Genomic DNA, 19,421 nt, shown 5'->3' with positions numbered 1-19,421 from the left:
CCCCCCCCCCCCCCCCCCCCCCCCCCCCCCCCCCCCCCCCCCCCCCCCCCCCCCCCTGCGTCGGCTACGTCGAGGCGATCCGCACGACGCCCGTCACGGTTCCCTGCAGGACGACGCCGCCGGGGACGAGCGGTTCGCGCAGGACGGTGTGGATCAGCCCGTCGGAGGTGGACAGGACGGGCACCGCCGAGGAGCGCAGCGTGGTGTCCCAGACGAGGTCGCAGCCCGACCCGTCCGGGCGGACGTCGACCCGGGACATGCCGCCCGGGACGTCGGCGCGAGCCGGAACGCTCGCCCCCGCGCCGGCGGGCAGCGCCGGGTACGGGTAGCCGTAGGTGCTGGCGACGACGACGGTGTCGCCCACGCCGATCGGGGCGTTCTCGCTGCCGCTGCCACCGGCCTCGAGGACCGGCACCGAGCAGACCTGCTCACCGGTGTCCGCGTGGAGGACGAGCAGGTGGACGGTGGGGGCGGCGTTGTCCACGATGGTCATAGGCGTAGACGCCGCCGAGCAGGGTGCCCCTGCTCAGCGGAAGTTCGGCGAGCGAGGCTCCGGTGGCCGGGTCGGGTCGGGGCCGGGGCGGGACGGGCCGCCCGGCTGAGGGCCCCTGCTCGGTGGGAGGCCGGGTGACGCTACGGTACCCGCATGCGTCTCATCGGTGCCGGCCTCCGCATGCTCGTCAACGCGCTCGTCAACGGCGATCCGCTGTGGCCCGCGGTGACCATCCTCCTGCTGTCCATCCTGATCGCGATCGTCGTCGCCGCGGTCCGTGCCTCCCGTGGGTAGCCGGTCTACATGATCGAGGCTGCTAGCCTCGGTGCGGCCGAGTCGAGGACCGGCGGACGGTGGTGGTCCGGTCGGAGGACTGACGACCGGTGAGGGTGGGGAGACACGTGGAAAGCCAGGATCAGGCAGGTCCCTTCGGAGTGCGCCTCGTTGCCGAGGCGGACGGCAGGAACTGGGTCCGGGACCTGGAGCTGCCCTTCGCTCCGTTCCCCGGCCTGGGCGTTCGCGTCGACACCTACGAGGTGCTGAACGTCGTCACGGTGCTGGTCGACGCCGCCGACGGCGCCGTGACCTGCACGGTGGCCGAGGACGGCGGACGCGAGCTCACCGCGAAGAAGTGCGCGTCGCTCGGGTTCGCGGAGGGTGCGCCCGCCGGTGCACGTGCGGTACCGGCGGTTTCCGCTCCGGTCCGGGTCAGCGTCCTCACCTTCGCCGAGGACGCGCAGTGGAGCAGGCAGTGCACGCTGCCCTTCGCTCCGTTCGACGGCCTGCGCATCCGGTTGGACGGTGGGATGCTGCTCAAGGTGTTCACCATCGTGGCGGGCAGCAGCGCCCGCAGTGAAGTCGAGTGCTATGCCGGCTTCGAAGGCCCCGGGGCGGACGCCGTCACGGAGGACGACTGCGAAGCCCTCGGCTTCGAGCGGGACTACCGGTAGGACGCGGGGACCGGCCGATCGACAGGCAGCGGGAGGCGGAGGACGGATGACCCTGGAGGAAGGCCGGCGCGTCCGGCTGGCGGCGGACCTCGGGATCGGTGAGGCGGTCACCGGGGAGCCCGGGGCCGTCGTCGGGTTCCTCGCGCTGGGCGCCGGGATCGAGGGCACCGTCGAGCGGGTGGACGGGGAACTCCCGGAGAGCGAGGAGGTCCGCGAGTACCAACGGCTCAAGGCGCTGTTCGAGGACTACGGGCACACCATGCCGGCGGCGAGCCGGGAGCGGCTGGCGGCGCAGCTCGCCGAGCTGGAGCCGGAGTGGGCCGCGTACCGGGAGCGGGGCAGGCGGGTGACGGTCCGGGTCCGCTGGGACAACGGCTTCGTCCTCGACGGGGCGCACCAGGACGTGCTCACCGCGCTGTGAGCGGAGCCTCCGCCGCCGCCTCGCCCGCTGCTCCGGCCGGCTCGGGTCCGGAGCTCGGCTCGGGCCCTGACATCCGCTCGGGTCCGGGGCTCCGCTCGGGCCCTGACTCCCAGGCGTCGATGGCGGCCCGGATCCGCTGCGCCTCGGGCGCGCCCAGCGGCTCCAGGATGGCGAGGGCTTGGCGCAGCAGCTCCAGCCCGGTGGCGGTGTCGCCCGTCCGGCAGTGCAGGGTGCCCAGACCCTCGCGCGAGAACGCCCGGTAGAGCGGTGTCTTCAAGGCCTCGGCGAGGTCCAGGGCCTGGGTGAAGGACGCCAGCGCCCGGCTCGGCGGGCCGGTCAGCAGCAGCACCCGGCCCAGCCGGATGAGTGCCCCGCACTCCCCGGCCTCGTCGCCGATCTCGCGGGCGATCGCCAGCGCCGACGTCAGGTTCTCGGTCGCGCCCGCCAGGTCCCCGCTCTCGCGCAGGATGTCGCCCAGCAGCGCGTGCAGCCGGCCGGTGCCCGCCGGCAGGGCGAGCGTGCTGATCGCCTCCAGGGCCTTGCGGAGCGAGCCGGCCGCCTCCTGGTAGCGGCCCATCGCCTGCTGGGACTGGCCCATGAAGGCGAAGGCGTTCAGCAGGCCCCGGCGGTCGTCCAGGACGGCGAAGCGCTCGGCGCCCTGCCGCAGTGCCTCCTCGGCCGCCGGGTACTCCCCGGTCGAGTAGAGCGCGAGGCCGAGGTTGGTCAGCGCATTGGCCTCGTTCTTCACACCACGGCCGCGGGCGAGCCGCAGTGCCTCCCGCAGGCTGCGGACGGCGGCGTCCAGCTCGCCCGTCTCCACCTGGGCCACCCCCAGGTCACCGTAGGCGTTCATCAGGCCGATCGTCCGGTCGAGTTCGCGGAAGATCTCCAGGGCCCGCCGGTGGCTCTCGATGGCGGTCGCGAACTCGTTCGCCCGCTGCTGCACCCGGCCCAGGTAGGTGAGCGCGTTGGCCTCGCCGAGCCGGTTGCCCAGCGCTCGGGCCAGCTCCAGCGCCCGGTGGAGGTTCGCGGTGGCCTCCGGGAAGGAGCCGACGAGCTGCTGGGCCTCGCCCAGGTTGCAGAGCACGACGATCCGGAGTTGCTCGACCGCGTCGTCCCGCCCGGGCCGGGGTTCGCCGGCCGACTCTACGGCTGAACCGCCTGCCGCCTCGGCGGCCAACGCGTCGAGCAGCGCGAGCGCCTGCTGCTGGTGGCGGATCGCGTCGTCGTAGTGGCCGAGGCCGAGCTGTTCGAAGATCCCCAGGTGGGTGTGCGCCTGCGCCTGCCCGAGACGGTCGCCGCAGGCGCGGGCCGCCGTGAGCGAGGTCAGGTGCAGCGCCCGCGCCTCGTGCCAGTGGTCCCCGAAGCGCAGGAACTCGTGCAGCACGGCGGCGAGCGCGATCGCGTGGCTCGGGCGACCGTGCCCGGCCGCGTACTCGACGGCAGCCCGCAGGTTGCCGCGCTCGGTCCGCAGCCAGCCGATCGCCTGCTCCTCGGTGGCCGGACCATCGGTCGCCGGGCCCTCGGTGACCGGCCCATCGGTCACCGGCTCGGCGGCGCAGCCGAGCCGGACGTCGACCCGGTCCGCCACGGTGTACGACTGCCGGGAGAACCGCCGGTTGGCGGCGGCGGCCGTCCGCAGGTAGTGGTCGAGCAGCCGGTCCAGCGGCGCACTGCCCGCTGCCCGGTCGGCGGTCGCCAGGCCGCGGGCGTACTCGCGGACCAGGTCGTGCATCCGGTAGCGGCCGCGCGCCGTCTCCTCGATCAGGTGATGGTCCGCCAGCTCCTCCAGCAGGCGTGCGGCCGCGGCCGGCTCGATCCCGGCCAGCGCCGCGGCGGCCGTGGCGTCGACCTCGTCGCCCGGCAGCAGCCCGAGCCGCCGGAAGAGCAGCTGCTGGTCCGGCGTCAGGTCGCGGTGGGAGAGGTCGAACGCGGCGGAGACCGAGACGTTCTCGGCCCGCAGCGCGTCCAGGCGCCCCGCGGCCGCCGTCAGGTCGGCGACCAGGTCGGCCGGGGACCAGACCGGATGGTGCCGCAGGCGGGCCGCGGTCAGCTGCAGGGCCAGCGGCAACCGACCACAGAGCCGGACGAGTTCGAGCACCGCCGGGTCGGCCGCCGGCACGTCGGGCCGAGCCGCCCTGGCCGTGAAGAGCGCGAGCGCCTCGTGCTCGGGCAGCGCGGCGAGGCTGATCGGCCGGGCGCCGTCCAGGGCCGCCAGCCGCCGCCGGCTGGTGACCAGCACCACGATGCCCGCGCCGCCCGGCAGCAGCGGCGCGACCTGCTCGCTGCTGCGGGCGTCGTAGAGCAGCAGCAGGATCCGCTTGCCCGTCAACCGGGTGCGCCAGAGCCCGGCGCGGGCGTCCACGCCCTGCGGGATCTGCTGCGGTGGCACGCCGATCGTGTGCAGCAGGGTGAGCAGCGCGTCGGCGGGCTCGACGGCGGGGGTGCCGGGGGTGTGGGCGTGCAGCGGGAGGAAGATCTGGCCGTCGGGGAACTCGGCGGTCAGCCGGTGGGCCACGTGGACCGCGAGCGCGCTCTTGCCCACGCCCGGCATCCCGTCCACGGCGTGGATGCCGAGCACACCGCCGCCCCCGCGCGCGGCGGCGCGGCAGGCGGCGAGCAGCTGGTCGACCTCGGCGTGGCGACCGGTGAAGGAGGCGATGTCCCAGGGCAGGCCCATCCCGAGGGGAGATGCGGCCGGGGCGTGCGGGGCGGGTGTCGGGGCCGGGTCGGCGGGCTCCGCTGGCTCGGCTGGCTCGGCTGGCTCGTCAGGATCAGCGTGCTCGGCAGGCTCAACACGCCCGGCGGACGCTACACGCTCGGCGGGCTCGGCGCGCTCCGCCGCGGCCAGGATCTCCCGCTGGATCGCCTGCACACCCGGGCCCGGCTCGATGCCCAGCTCCGCCACCAGGGTGGCGCGCAGCCGGCGGTAGACGGCCAGCGCCTCCGCCTGACTGCCGCCCCGGTGCAGGGCGAGCATCAGCTGCCCGTGGAACGGTTCACGCAGCGGGTGCTCGGCAGTCGCCCTGGTCAGCTCGGGGACCAGCCCCTGCTGGCGCCCCAGCCGCAACTCCGCGTCGAACAGCCACTCCAGGGCCTGCAGCCGGGCCTCGGTGAGCTCCTCGACCCGCGGCGCCACCTCCTCGGGCAGCCCCGGCAGGTCGCTCAGCGGGGTGCCGCGCCAGAGTGCCAGCGCCGCGGCCGCCTGCTCGCTGACGGCCTGCCAGTCGCCACGCCGACGCGCCGCCGTGGCCTCGGCCAGCCGCCGGCCGAACAGGTCGGCGTCCAGCTCCCCCGCCTCGACCCGCAGCAGGTAGCCGGGGGCGACCGTGGTCAGTCGCCCGTCGTCACCGAGCAGCCGCCGCAACCGGACCACCTGGTTGTTGAGCGCGGTGGTGGCCGTAGCCGGCTCCCGCCCGCCCCAGAGCGCGGCGCGCAGCCGCTCCCTGGAGACCACCTGGTTCGCGTCAAGGAGCAGCAGCGCGAGCACGGTCCGCATCTTGGGCGTGCCCGGCTCGAGGGTGGAGCCCTCCGCCGCGCGCAACACCAGCGGCCCCAACACGCCGAACCTGGGCGCCGCCCCGGCGCTCGCGGTCGGTATCCGGTGCGGCGCCGAGGCCGGCTGCGGTCTGCTCATGGCCGGGATGCTACCGCCGCTCGTCCCGGGTCCGGACCGACCGGTCACAGACACCGCCGGATCCGCCACGTATCCCGTCCGCGAGCACCCCGCTACCCGACGACAGGCCGGCTCTCACGGTTGGCCCGGTCGACCGCCGTCACCGCATACACCGCCGGGCCGGTGGCCGCGGGTGGCAGCGTCAGTTCCCGGACGTGCCCCGGGAAGAGGGCGAGCGGCGGATCGGTGGCCGGGTCGGCCACGGGCGGGTAGAGCGCGTACTGGAAGGGCTCGCCGGTCGCTCCGGCCTCGACCGCGAGGGCCGGTCGGCCGGCGCCGTCGCGGGTGCGGCGGACCCGGGGCGGGGCGGGTGGCGGCTGGGCGGCGTGGCGCGGCAGCAGGGGCCGCAGCGCGGGCAGCGCCCAGTGGTCGGCGGCCATCCGGCTGATCGCGCCGATCCGGTCGGCCCGCACGGCGGTGGCGTTGTAGAGCAGGTCGCCGGTCATGTTGGGCAGGGTGGCGTTCATGGCCAGGTGCCGGGAGAGTTCCCCGGGGTCGCGCCAGCCGGGCTGGTCGGGCGCGCCCGGACGGGTGGCCGGGTGCCCGATCCACAGCTGGGTGGTGGTGCCGGCGGCCTGCCGGGCCCACCACGGGGCCAGCACGGCGTAGTCGGCGAGTGGGTGCCCGATCTGCCAGTAGAGCTGTGGGGCGAGGTAGTCGACCCACTCCTCGCGCACCCAGCGGCGGGTGTCGGCGTACAGCTGGTCGTACGACTGCAGGCCGTTGGTGGCGGAGCCGAGCGGGTCGGTCCTGGCGTTGCGCCAGATGCCGAACGGGCCGACGCCGAAGGCGGCGTCGGGCCGGATCGCCCGCAGCAGGTCGCGCATCCCGCGGACGAACAGGTCGGCGTTCTGCCGCCGCCAGGCCCTTCGGTCGCTGATGCCCTGCCCGTAGCGGCGGTAGGAGTCGCCGTCGGCGAAGTCCCGCTCGGTGCCCGGGTAGGGGTAGAGGTAGTCGTCGAAGTGCACGCCGTCCACCGGGTAGCGGGCGACGGTGGCCGCGATCGCCTGCTCGACGAACTCGCGGGCGACGCGATGGCCGGGGTCGTAGTAGAGCTCCCCGCTGTGCCGCACCACCCACTCCGGGTGGCGGAGCGCGGGATGGTCCGGGTGGAGCCGGGTGGGGTCGGCGTACAGCGAGATCCGGAACGGGTTGACCCAGGCGTGGAAGGCGATGCCACGCAGGTGGGCCGCCCGGACCGCGAAGTCCAGCGGGTCCCAGCCCGGGTCGCGGCCCTGAACACCGGTCAGCCACTCGGACCACGGCTCGAACGGGGACGGCCAGAACGCGTCGGCGGTCGGGCGGACCTGCACGAAGACGGCGTTCACGCCGATCCGCTGCAGCGCGTCGAGCAGGTCGGTGTAGTCGGCCTGCAGCCGGGCGGCGGACAGGCCCGGGGTGTTCGGCCAGTCGATGTCGCGCAGCGAGGTGACCCAGACCCCGCGCAACTGCCGCTTGGGCGATGTCACCGGAGGGCCGGGCCGGGCCGACCGACCGAGGGAGAGGTGCCGCGTGGCCGGGTGCAGCAGGGTGGGCAGCGCCGCACCGGCCCGGACCAGGAAGCCGCGCCGGTCGACGGTCGCGTGCCAGGGCTGCTGCGCCATCCGCTCCCGCCTCCTCGCCCGGCCGGTCGGCCGCCGGTCCGGCCGCGCACCACCTCCTGCCAAGCTGCCACGCCACGGGCGACGCTGCCCGCCGGGCGAGTTCCGGACAGCGCCGTCCGAGCGCTGCCGCCGGTTCGGCCGCCCGGCGGGGAGAATGTCCCGGTGACCAGCTCTCCGCTCCCCGGCCCGCGCGGGTTGACCGCGCTCATCCCCACCAGCGCGCCCAGCACGGCCGGCGAACGCGCCGCCGCCCAGCTGCTGCACCTGCGCACCGTCGCGCTGCCGGTGCCGGTCATCGCAGCGGCGGCCGAACTGCTCGCCGAGCGCCTGGAGGACCCGGACCCGGTCACCCGGCAGGCTGCGGCCGACGTGCACGCCCATCTGACCGCCGCCCTGCGCGACTTCGCCTCCTGACCCGCCACCGGGGCGGCCGGGCCCACCGTTCAGCCCATGGTCTTGGCGCCGTCCAGCGACTCGCGGATGATGTCGGCGTGCCCGGCGTGCTGCGCGGTCTCGGCGAGGACGTGCAGCAGCACCTGACGGGCCGACCAGCGTGCGCCGGACTCGAACCAGGGCGCCGCGGGCAGCGGCTGGGTGGCGTCCAGGTCCGGCAGGGCGGCGATCAGCTCGTCGGTCCGCTGGGCGACCGCCGCGTACTCGGCCAGCACGCCGGCCAGCGTCTCGCCGGGCAGCAGCCGGAACTGGTCGGCCCGCTCGGCGAAGTCGGCCTCCGTCATGCTGGCGAAGTCGGGCATGGCCGACGGACCCTTCAGGATGAAGTCCACCCAGCCCCGCTCCACCGCGGCGACGTGCTTGACCAGGCCGCCCAGGCACAGCTCGCTGGCGGTGGTGCGCCGGCCGGCCTGCTCGTCGGTGAGGTCGCGGGTGGTGAAGCGCAGGAAGTTCCGGTGCTTGCCCAGCGTGCGCAGCAGGTCGGCGCGCTCGCCGGTGAGGGTCGCCGACCGGCTCTGGCTCGGGGTCCGGCTCTCGCTCGGGGTCTGGCTCTGGCTCGGGGTCTCGGTCATGGTCTCCGCCTTCAGCTGGTTCCGGGTGCCTCGGTCAGGAACAACAGTAGGAGCAATAGCGGCCAGTTCCTGTCCTGAATTGCGGGAGAATCGCAGCCATGGCGAACACCAGCACCCGGACGCTGCGACTGCTGTCCCTCCTGCAGACCCATCGCTACTGGCCCGGCAACGAACTGGCCGACCGGCTCGGCGTCTCGGTGCGCACGCTGCGCCGCGACGTCGACCGGCTGCGCGAGCTCGGCTACCCGGTGGAGGCGCAGCGCGGCGTCGAGGGCGGCTACCAGCTCGCCGCGGGCGCCGCGCTGCCGCCGTTGGTGATCGACGACGACGAGGCGGTCGCCCTGGCCGTCGGGTTGCAGAGTGCCGCGGAGGGCGCGGTGGAGGGCATCGCCGAGTCCTCGGTCCGGGTGCTGGCCAAGGTGGTGCAGGTGATGCCGACCCGGCTGCGCCGCCGGGTCGAGGCGTTGCGCGCGATGACCGTCCCGGCCGGCTGGGGCAGCCCGTCCCGGGCGGGCGTCGACCCGGGCGTGCTCACCACGCTCGCGCTGACCTGCCGGGACAGCGAGCAGCTGCGCTTCGGCTACACCGCCGCCGACGGCCGCCGCACCGAGCGGCAGGTCGAGCCGCACCGGCTGGTCTGCCTGGACCGCCTCTGGTACCTGGTCGCCTACGACCTCACCCGGCAGGACTGGCGCAGCTTCCGGGTCGACCGGCTCACCGCACCGCAGGGCACCGGCACCGCGTTCCGCCCGCGCGCCCTGCCCGCTGCCGACGCCGCCGAGTTCGTCCGCGCCGGGATCGGCAACCTGCCCCGCCCGTACCGGGTGACGGTCCTGGTGCACGCCCCGGCCGCGACCGTGCTGGAGCGGATCGGGCGGTGGGGCACGGTCGAGGCGGTGGACGCCTACCGCTGCCGGGTCCGGATGACCACCGACTCGCTGGACTGGCCGGCCATGGCGCTGGGCGCCCTCGGCGCCGAGTTCCGCGTGCTCGAACCGGCCGAACTGGTCGACCAGCTCCGCGACTGGGCCGCCCGGTTCGACCGCGCGGCGCGGGGCTGAGGACCCGGGCCGGAAGCCCCGGTCGCGGGCCGCACCGAATCCGCGCGCCGGCGCGCCGGCATACGGCATGATGTGCCGTCAGATCGGCGCGTTCCGCCGCCGGCACGGGCCCGGCGCCGGGGCAGGACGGCCGACCGGCAGGGCGCTCCGGGACGGTCGTCCGGGAGACGGTCCGCGACGCCGGAGCAGCTCGACGGGGGAGGAACGGCGATGGCCGCACCGATGGAACCGGAATCGGCCGGCAGTGGAGACGGCGGCCCCGGCCCCCGGCAGCTGCCCCGGACGAAGGTCGACTGGAGACGGCTGACCCGCCGACCCGGCGGCCTCGAGGTGGTGTCCGGCCCGCCGTCCCGGCTCGGGGCCGTGCCCCGCCCCCGCTTCGCCCCGGACGCGCCCACCCGGGTGAAGCCGGCCGGCACCGTGCCGCTCGCCGCGCGCCCCGCCGGCGGCGCGTTCCCCGACGCGCTGCGGGACCGCTTCGAGCCGCAGGGCGTCGCCGGGTCCGGCACCGAGGGGACCGTCTGGCACGTGCGGCGCACCGACGACGCCGGCGAGGCGGCCGTCAAGGTCACCGCCGCCGGGCAGGCCATGGACGCCGAGTTGCTGACCCACCTGCGCAACGACGGGTTCCGCCGCCACGTGCCGCGGATCGTGGACTTCGGGTCGGTCGCCCACCACGGCACCGAGCTCGACTGGGTGGCCATGGAGTACCTGCCCGTCACCCTCGCCGACCGGTTCGCCGCGCTGCGCCGGGACGGCCGTCGTCCCAGCGCGCGGGAGACCGGGCGGATCGTCGCGGAGCTGGTCTCGCTGCTCGTCTTCTGGCAGCAGGAGATCGAGCGGAACCCGGTGGACTTCAAGCCCGCCAACATCCTGGTCCGGCCCGCCGGCAGCGCCGAGGAGCTGGTGATCGCCGACTTCGGCGGGGTGGCCGGCCTCACCGCCAGCCGCCGCTTCTCCCCCGACATGCAGGTCACCATCCCCTACATGGCCCCCGAGCAGTTGGCCGGCACCAACCATCCCGCGGGCCCGTGGTGGGCGCTCGGCAACGTCCTGTACGAGCTGTTCGCCGGCCGTCCCCGCTACCTCGACGCGGACGGCCGGCTGGTCAGCGACCAGGAACTGCAGTACGACCTGGTGATGGGCGCGGAGGTGAACCTCTCCGCGGTCGGCGACCATCGGCAACGGCTGCTCCTGCAGGGGCTGTTCACCAAGGACCCGGCCCACCGCTGGACCGCCGCCGAGGTCACCGGTTGGCTGGCGGGCGGCAGCCCGGAGGTGGTGCGCCACCGCCCCGGAGCGGGCGGCGCCCCCGCCCACCGGCCGATCACCTTCCGCGGCGCACCGCACCACGATCCCTCGGCCCTCGCCGCGGCGCTGCTGGGGCACTCCGCGGACGCCGCGACCTGGCTGGCCGACGGGGCGACGGCCAGGCTGCGCAGTTGGCTCCGCGACGACGTCAAGGACACCGTCTTCGACCTGCAGTACCTGACCGACGTGGAGCGCGCGCCCCGCGGCACCCGCCGCGAGACCGCGGCCGCCTTGGCCGTGCTCGCCTTCGGTGCCGCGTTCGAACCGTCCGCCACCCCGCACTACCGGGGCCACCCGATCGACACCGCCGGCCTGGAACACATCGCGGCCCGGCCCGGCGCGAAGGACTTCGTCGACGCCCTGGTCGCCGCCGGGGCCCCGGCCGTCGCCGCCCGCTACGACTGCAGCCACCCCGAGTGCTCCGGCGAGTGGTGCTCGCGGCTGCTGGCGGTCGCCGACCTCCCCCAGGTCATGGCCACGGTCCTGGCCGAACTGGACCGGAACGCGCGGGCCCTCGGCAGCGGGCGGCGCGGCGGTGACGGGCCCACGCCGCAGGAGCAGGAGGACGCGTACCGGCTGACCGTCCGGCTCACCGTCGGCTCCGCGGAGTACGGCCGGCTGGTCGCCGGGCTCTCCCCGCTGCCCGCCGCCGCGCACCGCCTGGTCCTCTCCGAACCGGCGTCCGCGCGGCTGGCCGCACTGGCGGCCGTCGTGGCGGACACCGTGCTCGCCGCCCGGGAGGCCGTCGGCCGCAGGGCGCAGGGCACGGGCCGGAAGGCACCGGGCGCCGGGCGGGAGAGCGTGCAACGCCGCTGGTCGATGCTGCGGCGGCGGGCCCTGGACGGGGATCCCCAGGAGGTCGCCGGACGGGCGGTGCTGGTGGCCGCGCAGGTGCTGCGGGACCGGGCGGCACGGGCAGCCGGGTCGGCGCCGGGTTCGGCGTCCGGGGCGGCGTCCCGTTCGGTCGGCCGGCTGGACCGCGCCCGGCGCTGGGCGGCGACCGTCCGGCCCGAGTTGCCGGCCCGGGCCGGTGCGGCGCTGCTGATGCTGCTGGGGTTCGCCCTGCTGCTGTGGGCCGGTGCCGTCTTCCGGTACCCGATCGACGCCAAGCTCAACGTCTGGCCCAACGGCGGGTTCGGCGGCCCGCTGCGGACGGCCGGCCTGCGGGCGGCGCACCAGGTCGCCGGCCAGCTGGGCGCCGCGATCGGCGCCGCCCTGGTGCTGGCCGCCTTCCCGGCCCGGGTCGGCCGCGGCACCGTGACGCTGGCCGGCGCCGGTGCCGTCGCCATCGGCTGCCTGCGCCTCGGGCCGCCGCTCGGGCTCCTCGACCCACCGCAGGCGGTGACCGACCGGGTGGTGCTGTTCGAAGGCGGGATGGGCGGTTGGGCCGGCGTGGCCGCCATGGTCGCGGTGGTGGTGGGCCTGCTGCTCAACGGACGGGCGGCCGGCAAGCTGCTGCGCCTCGACAGCCGGCCCGGGGCCGGGACGACGGCCGGGAAGACGGCCGGGAAGACGGATCGGACGGCGGCCGGGAAGGCCACCGAGAAGGCGGCCCGGACGAAGCGGTGGCCGGACGGGAACGCCGGACGCCGCCGCCGGCTGGGGTTCGCGCTCTGGAGCACCCTCGTCCTGGTCACGCTGCTGTGGGCGGCGGTCGAGGTCCGGCTGGCCGTCACCGGGCACCACCGCACCCCGGCCTCCTGGGGCACCGGCCAGACCGGGGCGTCCTACCAGGCCGGCTTCGTGCTCCTGCTGGCCACCGTCGCCGTCCTCGGCACCCTGGCCACCCCGCCGACCAGCCGGGCCCTGCTGGTCGGCTGCATCCCGGCCACCGTCTTCCTGGGCGCCTGGCCGGGCCCGCTCGGCCCGATGGAGGCCCTGCGGATCCCGGTCCTGCAAGGCCCGTTCGGCACCTTCGCCTCCGTGTGGGGACACAGCGCCTTCTGGGCCGCCCTGCTCCTCGCCCTACCGGTCGCGGCGTACGGCACCCGGACGGCGCTGCGGCTCACCACCGCACGGCCCTGACCGGGTGGCCGGGCGAGCCGCGACCGGTTACCCGGTTCAGCCGGTTCAGCCGGTCTTCAGGACGGAACCGACCTCCCGGCACAGTGCACGGACGGTGGGCGCCGGGGCGTGGGCCAGCCGGAAGAGCACCAGCTCGGCCTCGCCGGGGTGGTGCGGGACGATGGCCGACAGCCGGGTGCGGAGCCCGCGCAGCTCGGCGACCTCGCCGGGTTCCAGCCCGGCCCCACCACCCCGTTCGACGCGGGCCAGGAGGTAGAGCAGCGGGGTGAGGGGATGCATCGGGCAGACCTCGCAGCACGTCGTTTCGAACCCATGAGCGAGATCCTGCCCCTCGGGCCGGGAGCTGATGTCTGTACCGGGAGCGACATCTGACACCGCCTCGCCCGGGTGCGGTCGGCGCCGCGTTGCGGGGCCCGGAAACCGATTCGGCCTTCCTGATCGGATCGGCTATAGTAGTGATCACCGACGCGGGGTGGAGCAGCTCGGTAGCTCGCTGGGCTCATAACCCAGAGGTCGCAGGTTCAAATCCTGTCCCCGCTACGAACGTTGGGGCCCGGCGCTGCCGGGCCCCAACTGCTTTCTCCGGGAGTCGACCCCTGGCGGCTCAGCTCCGGCCGATCTTGCAGGCCGCCGAGTCGATGGTCCTGGTGATGAGGGTGCCGATGGCCGCATGGCAGACCCGGCAACCGAGTGAAGCGACCCACTCCGTCCATCCGTCCGGCACCTCCCCTGGTGCGCCGCGGGCACCGCCGTGTGACGCTCACCAGCGGGGCTCCCGGCCAACGGTTGCCCACGGAACGGAGCACACGATGTCTCAGACAGGCACCGCCACGGCACGACTGACTGCCGCACTGGGCACCCTCACCGCCTTGGCGATCACCGCCGCCGGACCGGCCGCGGCCCTCCCCCGGACCGGACCCTGGCAGCCGTCCGCAGCCCACCACACCCTCTCGCTGCTCACCCTGTCGAGCGACGAGCCGCCGAAGCCCCTCTCGGCCGGCATCGACGCCCTCGACGAACCGGTGACCACCCTCGGGACGATCCTGGCGAGCGACGGGAAACTCCCCGGCGCCTACAAGGCCTTCCTCCCCGAAGAGGTCGTCCATTTCTACGAGAGCATGACCGCGGATGAACTGAACATTCTCGCGGAAATCGCGGCCGCGGACTACCAGACCGAGGACCAGGCCCTCGACGCCCTCAGAGCCAGATCGGAGGAGCTCTACAACAAGGCGGTCGAGCTCAGGCAACTCCTGAAGACAAGACTGGACGCACTGAACCCGGCGGCCAAGGCCTTCGTCGACGGTCTCGTGGAGACGGTCAAGGCTCTTTACCCCAAGGGAGGCGAGAACCCCACCGCGGCAGAGGTCCGCAAGGCCGCCAACGAGATCATCGACAAGTACCGAGCCCTTCCCGAGGAGGCGAAGGAAAGCCTCATGGCCAACTTCCCCAAACTGACGGCGGTCGTCCAGAGCCCTAGTTTCCAAGGACTGGCGCAGGCGTTCCTGTAGGGCCGAGGTCGCGCGCTCAGGCGGGTTCCCGCAGCATCCACACGTCCGCCCAGTCCTCGGACTCGACGGTGAACCCGTGCCGCTCGTACAGCCGCCGGGACCCGCTGCCCTGGAGCGCCTGCAGCCGGACCCGGGTGCCGTCGCGGTCGCACTCCTCCAGCAGCCGCTCCAGCACGCCACCGCCGATGCCCCTGCCCTGGAACTCCGACACCAGGTAGAAGTGCTCCAGCCAGTGCGCGTCCTCGGCCGGCCGCAGCGCCACGCAGCCCGCGAACTCGCCGGCCACCTCGATCACCCAGCTGTGCGCCGGGACGAAGCGCTCGCGCATTCGTTGCCGGACCCAGTGGTCGTCGTACACCCCCAGCCGCTCCAGGTCCGCCCGCAGCGCCGCGGCCCGCAACTCGGCCAGGGTCTCGACATCCGCCGGCGAGGCCGGCCGCAGTTCCCAATCCGCCATGATCGCGATGTTATCGCTGAGCCGAACGGGTGAGGTCAGGGCGCCTCAGGCGGGTCGAGCAGCCTCCGGGACACCCCGGCCGATGGCGGTCGCGCGGAGCGCGATCAGGGAGGCGACCAGCTCGGCCTCCTGCTCCTGCTCGTCCCCGTAGTGGCTCAGGTGCTCGGCACCGGGGTGGCTCAGGCCGAGCACCCGCCGCACCAGGTCGAGCGAGAGGTGCGGCGCCAGTGCGGCCGCCAGCGCGGACGACTGGCCCGGCACGTCCAGGTGACCGCAGAGCAGGTGGCCGATCTTGTGCAGCACGACGTGCTGCTGGTGCGCTCGGGTCGTGTCCGCCGGGTACCCGATGTAGTCGCTGCGGTCGGTGGCGACCAGCACGCCGCACGGCATCCGCTCCAGCCCGGGGAGTTCGACGAGTTCCAGTGGGCGACCGCGGTGTTCGGAGACCGTCTCCACCAGCCGGGCCACCGAGAACGGCTCGGGCAGCCGGATCCCGTCCACGAGGCGCCGACATCGGCGGTGCAGTTCCCGGCTCCCCGCGCCCCACCCCATGGATCCCCTCCCGTTCGTCGTGCGGTCGGCGGCGGGCCGCGGCCCGCGCCCGCGGGCCGCCGGGCCGTCGTCCCCGGGCAGCCCCGCACCGCAGCACCACAGTGGCGGACCGCCCGGCCGCCGAACAACGGCGTCCGCGCCCGGACAATCAATTCCGGAGAACCGGAAGGCGGTCGCCGGCTCGCGTGGGAGAGTACGGACAAACAATCCAGCCGGGTTGATCAGGGGGGACGTGACCGTGGGGCGCAGACAACGTGCCTTGGACCCGTCCAGCGGCCCGGTGGCCGTGTTCGCCGCCCGGTTGCGGGCGCTGCGCGAGGACGCGGGCAATCCCACCTTCGCCGCCATGAGCCGCCGGGTCCACCGCTCCCCCTCGGTGCTCGCCGAGGCCGCCGGCGGCGTGGAGTTCCCGACCTGGGCGACGGTCGAGGCGTTCGTCCAGGCCTGCGACGGCGGCGGCGAGCTGCCGGCCTGGCGGCAACGCTGGCAGACCGCGCAGGCGGCGGTGTCCACGGCGGGCTCCGCGGCCGCCACCGTGCCGCCCGCCACCACGCCGCCCGACGGCCCACCGGTGTCACGGGCCGTCAATCCGGTACCCCCGACGACCCTGTCGGACCCAGCAGCCCCGGCCGTCGAACCGGCAGCCGCACCGGCAGCCGCACCCCTTGCGGACCCGCGCTCCCGAGCGCCGCAGCCGCGCCGCGCCCGCCCGGCGCTTCCGGTGGCCGCGGTGGGGCTGGCCTGCCTGGCCCTGGGGCTGGCGATCGGCGTACCGACCGGCATGGACCTGCGGACGACGCCCGGTGCGGCCCCCACGGCCGGCCCGACTCCGATGCCCTCCGTCGTGGTCGTGCCGCCGCCGTCGCCGCTCCCCTGGCAGCCCGCCGGCTCCGGCTGCGAGGCCCGGACCCACTGGGTCTTCCAGTACCCGCAGCCCTACACCGGGCAGGTCTACGTCCTGCTCGCGACGCCGGTGGCGGGCCCCGCCGACGTGACCACGAGCATCACCTGGGGCGCCTGGGCCTGGCACCGGTCCGTGACGGTCCACCCCGGCGCACCGGCCCAGGCCACCGGCGGCACGCTGCTGGTCTTCGACAAACTGGACGCCAGCGCCCGCGACCCCCTCGTACTGGTGGACACCTCGGCCCCCACCTGCGCCGCCTTCGGCACCGCCGGCGGGACCTCGGTCGCTCCGCTGGCGACCGTCGACGCCAACCTGGGCTGGGTCGACGCCCCACCGGCACCGACGCCATGACCGACGCCGGACGCGTCCGCCGGACTGCCGCAGCCGGTCGACGGGCCGCCCGGGCCGGAACCGCACCGACCGCGGCAACCGCGGTGGGGCTCCGGCCGGGTGGGGCTCCGGCCGGTGGGGCGACAGTCAGTGGGGCGACAGTCAGTGGTCAGCGGCCCGGGGTGCCGCCGATCAGGTCCTTGAACGCGTCCATCCGGGTCCGGCGGTCGGCCGGGTAGCGCTGCCGGGCTCGCTCCGCCTTGCGGGAGTCGGGCCGGTAGCGCCAACGCGCCCACGGAGAGCTCGGCTTGGCCAGCCGCAGCACGCCCACCAGGGCCACCAGCGGCACCAGCAGCCCGATCACGCCGAGGGCGGTCTTGCCCTTGAGGATCGTCCCGACCGCCAGCAGCAGGTTGACCAGCAGCACGACGGCGAAGGCCGCGTGGTCGGCGCCGGTCGAACCGGAGCCGGCGAACGGGTTGAAGCCGGCGACCAGCAGCAGTCCCACCCCGACCGCGAGGAAGACCGCGTCCACCGACTTGCGGCCCTCCTGCGCCCAGTAGACGTCCTCCAGGTGCAGCCAGAGGGCGAACTCGTCCAGGGTCAGGGCGGCCCCGAAGCCGAAGAGCACCGCGAGGAGCTGCACCCCGGGGCTGCCGGGCCGGTAGGCGAACTCGACCGCCCCGGCCACCAACATCCCGAGGATGCCGTAGACCTGGTGGTGCAGGTGGGTGCCGCCGACCTCCACGTCCCGGAACGGGCCCCGGCCGCTGCGGATCAGCCGGGTGACCAGCCGGGTGCCCAGGAAGGTCAGCACGAAGGCACCGAGCATCCAGAGCCCGAGCCCGTGGTTGGGCGTGACGATGACCAGGTCGATCTGCGCGGCCAGCGGGTGCACGGCGGACCCCGTCGGCTCAGCCCCGGCGCCCGGGCACCGCGAGCGGTTCGCGCACCGTAAGGAGCTCGCGCACGTTGAGCAGCTCGCGCACCGACGCGGCTGAGGCCGGGCGGCGGCGCAGCCGTCCTCGCTCCGGTCCTGGCTTCCGCCCGGGCTCCGGTCCGGGTTCCTGTGCAGGCATCCCTTCACCTCCGCGGCGGCGTGGCAGGGCCCGCACGCCGGGGCGCTCGCGGGCCAGGGGCCTCTCACCTCAGCGTATCGAGCCTGGGGCGAGCCACCACGCGAGCCACCACGCGGGACGGCCCGGTGGCCTACGGTGGGTGCAGGTGGACGACAGGTTCGGTGGTCGGCGAGGGCGGTGCCGCGATGGACAGGGAACGTGCCGAGCAGCTGGTCGCCGCGCTGCGGGACCGCGAGGTGATGGCGCACCTGGCCGAGCTGGGCGTGTACGAGTACGCGGTGCGCGTCGTGCTCCCGGACGGCGAGGGTGAGGCGGTCTGGGACAGCAGCGACGCGCTCGGGCTGGAGGCGGAGGTCCTGCAGGACGGGGTGCTGATCGGCCTGGTCCCGCACGTGCCCGGGTCGGAGCGGATGACCGAGGACGAACTCGTCGCGGCGATCGCCGCGACCGAGTACGACCCCGCGGGCCTCCACCCGCCCACGGACGCCGATGATCCGCCCAGGCCGTCACCGCCCACCCCGCCGCCTCCGGTCCGACCGGTCACCGACGCCCCGGCCCCTGCCCCGGCCCCGACGCCGGACCCGGAGGCCGCCCGCGGGCCGAAGCGGCACTGGTGGTCGCGCCACACCGGATCGTCGACGAACTGACCGGCCCGTCCCGGCCGTGCACCAATACGCCTCGGCTGCAGCCCCGGGATCGGCCGGTCCCGGCATGACGGCAGGTCAGGGCGACTGTCAGTGGCGGCTCATAGTGTGGAACCAACGTCGGAGGGGACGCCGGAAAGGCGTCGAAAAAGGGCGTTGGAATAGGGGTAGCACCATGTCCGCGAACCGGATCAAGCACAAGGTCAACCACGTCTCGCTGGTGGTCGACAAGTCCGGCTCGATGCGCCAGCACTCGGCGCAGCTCGTCCGCGTGGTGGACGAGTTCGTGAAGGGCCTCCAGGAGGAGTCCGACCGGCTCGGTCACGAGACCCGGATCAGCCTCTACGCGTTCGATCACCAGGTGCAGAACCTGGTCTGGGACATGGACGTCAAGCACCTTCCGTCGCTGCGGGGCCTCTACAAGGTCGCCAACGGTGCGACGGCGCTGATCGAGTCGGCCGTGAAGTCGATCGACGACCTGAAGAACATCTGGGAGGGCTACGGGGAGCACTCCTTCCTCCAGGTCGTCGTCACCGACGGCGAGGAGAACGCCTCCGGTTTCGCGGAGTCCGGTCAGATGCACACCCGGATGAACGCCGGCCAGGGCAAGGCCGCCCTGCGCACGTGGATCGACCGGATCCACGGCGCGATGGACGACCTCCCCGACCACTGGACCTCGGCGATCCTGGTCCCGAACTCGCTGGCCAAGCGCACCGCCCAGGAGTACGGCTTCCCGGCCGGCAACATCGCGATCTGGGACGCGGATTCCAGCAAGGGCGTCGAGGAGGCGATCGGCACCGTCAAGAACGCCGCCACGAGCTTCCTGCGCGGTCGCGAGAAGGGCGTGCGCGGCACCAGGAACCTGTTCGCGATGGGCCAGGACCTCAGCACGGCCGAGGTGAAGGCCAACCTCGACGCCCTGGACACCGGCAAGTACATCCTGATCCCGGTCGACGAGGCCCTGCCGATCCGCGAGTTCGTCACCCGCTCCGGGCACCCGTACAAGACCGGGTGCGCCTTCTACGAGTTGTCCAAGCGCGAGAAGGTCCAGGTCAACAAGCAGCTCGCGGTGGCGGAGAAGGACCCGGCCACCGGCCGGATGACGGGCCGGGTGTTCTCGGGCCCGGCGGCGCGCCAGCTCCTGGGCCTGCCGGACTCGGAGGCCACGGTGAAGCCGGGCGACAACCCCTCGTACACGGTGTTCGTCCAGTCGACCTCCGTCAACCGGAAGTTGGTGCCGGGCACCAAGCTGCTCGTCATGCTGTGACCGAGCGGTGCGGGCCGGTCACGGCCCGCCGAGCTCCCGTCGACTCCCGTGCCGATTCCTCCTCCGGCGCGGAGCCGAAGCCCGTGGACCGGCCCCCTGGCCACGGGCCCGTCG

At 74.7% G+C, this 19,421-nt stretch carries 17 protein-coding genes, 1 tRNA gene and 1 pseudogene; 11 read left to right on the top strand and 8 right to left on the bottom strand.

Features of this window, described 5'->3' with window-relative positions:
• Positions 1–64: 64 nt before the first annotated feature.
• Positions 65–493, bottom strand: a pseudogene (locus ACQRUO_RS04080) (hypothetical protein); the annotation flags it as partial.
• Between the two features lie 153 nt (positions 494–646).
• Here ACQRUO_RS04080 and ACQRUO_RS04075 point away from each other — a divergent pair.
• The 3 genes from ACQRUO_RS04075 (at position 647) to ACQRUO_RS04065 (ending at position 1,864) form a co-directional block, all read left to right on the top strand.
• Positions 647–787 (top strand): hypothetical protein, encoded by a 141-nt coding sequence (locus ACQRUO_RS04075; RefSeq protein WP_428314296.1) that lies wholly within the window; start codon positions 647–649, stop codon positions 785–787.
• 140 nt (positions 788–927) lie between these two features.
• Positions 928–1,443, top strand: coding sequence for a hypothetical protein (locus tag ACQRUO_RS04070; RefSeq protein ID WP_428314295.1), 516 nt, complete (start codon positions 928–930; stop codon positions 1,441–1,443).
• A 46-nt stretch (positions 1,444–1,489) separates the two neighbouring features.
• A complete protein-coding gene (locus ACQRUO_RS04065) occupies positions 1,490–1,864 on the top strand; it encodes a hypothetical protein (RefSeq protein WP_428314294.1) in 375 nt (124 codons plus the stop codon).
• On the opposite strand, the gene ACQRUO_RS04060 is transcribed toward ACQRUO_RS04065, so the two are convergent.
• Both ACQRUO_RS04060 and ACQRUO_RS04055 read right to left on the bottom strand, forming a co-directional pair.
• A complete protein-coding gene (locus ACQRUO_RS04060) occupies positions 1,851–5,501 on the bottom strand; it encodes an AfsR/SARP family transcriptional regulator (protein ID WP_428314293.1) in 3,651 nt (1,216 codons plus the stop codon). The two genes, ACQRUO_RS04065 and ACQRUO_RS04060, sit on opposite strands and share 14 nt — an antisense overlap.
• Before the next feature lie 92 nt (positions 5,502–5,593).
• Complete coding sequence (locus ACQRUO_RS04055; protein ID WP_428314292.1) at positions 5,594–7,144, bottom strand: glycoside hydrolase family 10 protein; 1,551 nt, start codon at positions 7,142–7,144, stop codon at positions 5,594–5,596.
• 162 nt (positions 7,145–7,306) lie between these two features.
• Here ACQRUO_RS04055 and ACQRUO_RS04050 point away from each other — a divergent pair, with 162 nt between their 5' ends.
• Positions 7,307–7,558: a hypothetical protein gene (locus tag ACQRUO_RS04050; protein WP_428314291.1), complete on the top strand. Its 252-nt coding sequence runs from the start codon at positions 7,307–7,309 to the stop codon at positions 7,556–7,558.
• A 29-nt stretch (positions 7,559–7,587) separates the two neighbouring features.
• Here the strand turns inward: ACQRUO_RS04050 and ACQRUO_RS04045 are convergent, their stop codons facing one another.
• Positions 7,588–8,169, bottom strand: coding sequence for a DinB family protein (locus ACQRUO_RS04045; RefSeq protein ID WP_428314290.1), 582 nt, complete (start codon positions 8,167–8,169; stop codon positions 7,588–7,590).
• A gap of 98 nt (positions 8,170–8,267) precedes the next feature.
• Here ACQRUO_RS04045 and ACQRUO_RS04040 point away from each other — a divergent pair, with 98 nt between their 5' ends.
• Both ACQRUO_RS04040 and ACQRUO_RS04035 read left to right on the top strand, forming a co-directional pair.
• A complete protein-coding gene (locus ACQRUO_RS04040; RefSeq protein WP_428314289.1) occupies positions 8,268–9,230 on the top strand; it encodes a helix-turn-helix transcriptional regulator in 963 nt (320 codons plus the stop codon).
• A 210-nt stretch (positions 9,231–9,440) separates the two neighbouring features.
• A complete protein-coding gene (locus ACQRUO_RS04035; RefSeq protein WP_428314288.1) occupies positions 9,441–12,566 on the top strand; it encodes a protein kinase domain-containing protein in 3,126 nt (1,041 codons plus the stop codon).
• A 45-nt stretch (positions 12,567–12,611) separates the two neighbouring features.
• Here ACQRUO_RS04035 and ACQRUO_RS04030 read toward each other — a convergent pair whose 3' ends face one another.
• Positions 12,612–12,845, bottom strand: a complete 234-nt coding sequence (locus ACQRUO_RS04030) for a hypothetical protein (protein ID WP_428314287.1) — start codon at positions 12,843–12,845, stop codon at positions 12,612–12,614.
• A gap of 187 nt (positions 12,846–13,032) precedes the next feature.
• Between ACQRUO_RS04030 and ACQRUO_RS04025 the strand changes: the two genes are divergently transcribed.
• A tRNA-Met gene (locus tag ACQRUO_RS04025) sits at positions 13,033–13,106 on the top strand.
• Positions 13,107–13,435: 329 nt separating this feature from the next.
• The gene (locus tag ACQRUO_RS04020; protein ID WP_428314286.1) at positions 13,436–14,074 is read left to right on the top strand and encodes a hypothetical protein; all 639 of its coding nucleotides are present in this window, start codon (positions 13,436–13,438) and stop codon (positions 14,072–14,074) included.
• A 16-nt stretch (positions 14,075–14,090) separates the two neighbouring features.
• Here ACQRUO_RS04020 and ACQRUO_RS04015 read toward each other — a convergent pair whose 3' ends face one another.
• Both ACQRUO_RS04015 and ACQRUO_RS04010 read right to left on the bottom strand, forming a co-directional pair.
• Entirely contained in the window at positions 14,091–14,531 is a 441-nt protein-coding gene (locus tag ACQRUO_RS04015; RefSeq protein ID WP_428314285.1) for a GNAT family N-acetyltransferase, read from the bottom strand.
• A gap of 45 nt (positions 14,532–14,576) precedes the next feature.
• Entirely contained in the window at positions 14,577–15,032 is a 456-nt protein-coding gene (locus ACQRUO_RS04010) for a ParH-like protein (RefSeq protein ID WP_428314284.1), read from the bottom strand.
• A gap of 310 nt (positions 15,033–15,342) precedes the next feature.
• On the opposite strand from ACQRUO_RS04010, the gene ACQRUO_RS04005 reads away from it, so the two are divergent.
• Positions 15,343–16,338 carry a helix-turn-helix domain-containing protein gene (locus ACQRUO_RS04005; RefSeq protein ID WP_428314283.1) on the top strand — a complete coding sequence of 332 codons (996 nt, stop codon included), beginning with the start codon at positions 15,343–15,345 and terminating at the stop codon, positions 16,336–16,338.
• Positions 16,339–16,486: 148 nt separating this feature from the next.
• On the opposite strand, the gene ACQRUO_RS04000 is transcribed toward ACQRUO_RS04005, so the two are convergent.
• Positions 16,487–17,215 carry a hypothetical protein gene (locus tag ACQRUO_RS04000; protein ID WP_428314282.1) on the bottom strand — a complete coding sequence of 243 codons (729 nt, stop codon included), beginning with the start codon at positions 17,213–17,215 and terminating at the stop codon, positions 16,487–16,489.
• 366 nt (positions 17,216–17,581) lie between these two features.
• On the opposite strand from ACQRUO_RS04000, the gene ACQRUO_RS03995 reads away from it, so the two are divergent.
• Together ACQRUO_RS03995 and ACQRUO_RS03990 are read left to right on the top strand one after the other, a co-directional pair.
• Positions 17,582–18,043 (top strand): hypothetical protein, encoded by a 462-nt coding sequence (locus tag ACQRUO_RS03995; protein WP_428314281.1) that lies wholly within the window; start codon positions 17,582–17,584, stop codon positions 18,041–18,043.
• Between the two features lie 172 nt (positions 18,044–18,215).
• The gene (locus ACQRUO_RS03990) at positions 18,216–19,307 is read left to right on the top strand and encodes a VWA domain-containing protein (RefSeq protein ID WP_428314280.1); all 1,092 of its coding nucleotides are present in this window, start codon (positions 18,216–18,218) and stop codon (positions 19,305–19,307) included.
• The last annotated feature ends 114 nt before the right edge of the window (positions 19,308–19,421 follow it).

This window comes from Kitasatospora sp. LaBMicrA B282 (assembly GCF_050325825.1).
Classification (GTDB): Bacteria; Actinomycetota; Actinomycetes; order Streptomycetales; family Streptomycetaceae; genus Kitasatospora.
This window is presented reverse-complemented; position numbering and strand designations above follow the sequence as displayed.

Excerpts from the sequence above, each read along its gene's own strand:
- ACQRUO_RS04060 (WP_428314293.1), bottom strand. The coding sequence starts at position 5,501 with ATGAGCAGACCGCAGCCGGCCTCGGCGCCGCACCGGATACCGACCGCG.
- ACQRUO_RS04030 (WP_428314287.1), bottom strand. The coding sequence starts at position 12,845 with ATGCATCCCCTCACCCCGCTGCTCTACCTCCTGGCCCGCGTCGAACGG.
- ACQRUO_RS04035 (WP_428314288.1), top strand. The coding sequence starts at position 9,441 with ATGGCCGCACCGATGGAACCGGAATCGGCCGGCAGTGGAGACGGCGGC.
- ACQRUO_RS04055 (WP_428314292.1), bottom strand. The coding sequence starts at position 7,144 with ATGGCGCAGCAGCCCTGGCACGCGACCGTCGACCGGCGCGGCTTCCTG.
- ACQRUO_RS03990 (WP_428314280.1), top strand. The coding sequence starts at position 18,216 with ATGTCCGCGAACCGGATCAAGCACAAGGTCAACCACGTCTCGCTGGTG.
- ACQRUO_RS04040 (WP_428314289.1), top strand. The coding sequence starts at position 8,268 with ATGGCGAACACCAGCACCCGGACGCTGCGACTGCTGTCCCTCCTGCAG.
- ACQRUO_RS03995 (WP_428314281.1), top strand. The coding sequence starts at position 17,582 with ATGGACAGGGAACGTGCCGAGCAGCTGGTCGCCGCGCTGCGGGACCGC.
- ACQRUO_RS04065 (WP_428314294.1), top strand. The coding sequence starts at position 1,490 with ATGACCCTGGAGGAAGGCCGGCGCGTCCGGCTGGCGGCGGACCTCGGG.
- ACQRUO_RS04045 (WP_428314290.1), bottom strand. The coding sequence starts at position 8,169 with ATGACCGAGACCCCGAGCCAGAGCCAGACCCCGAGCGAGAGCCGGACC.
- ACQRUO_RS04015 (WP_428314285.1), bottom strand. The coding sequence starts at position 14,531 with ATGGCGGATTGGGAACTGCGGCCGGCCTCGCCGGCGGATGTCGAGACC.
- ACQRUO_RS04075 (WP_428314296.1), top strand. The coding sequence starts at position 647 with ATGCGTCTCATCGGTGCCGGCCTCCGCATGCTCGTCAACGCGCTCGTC.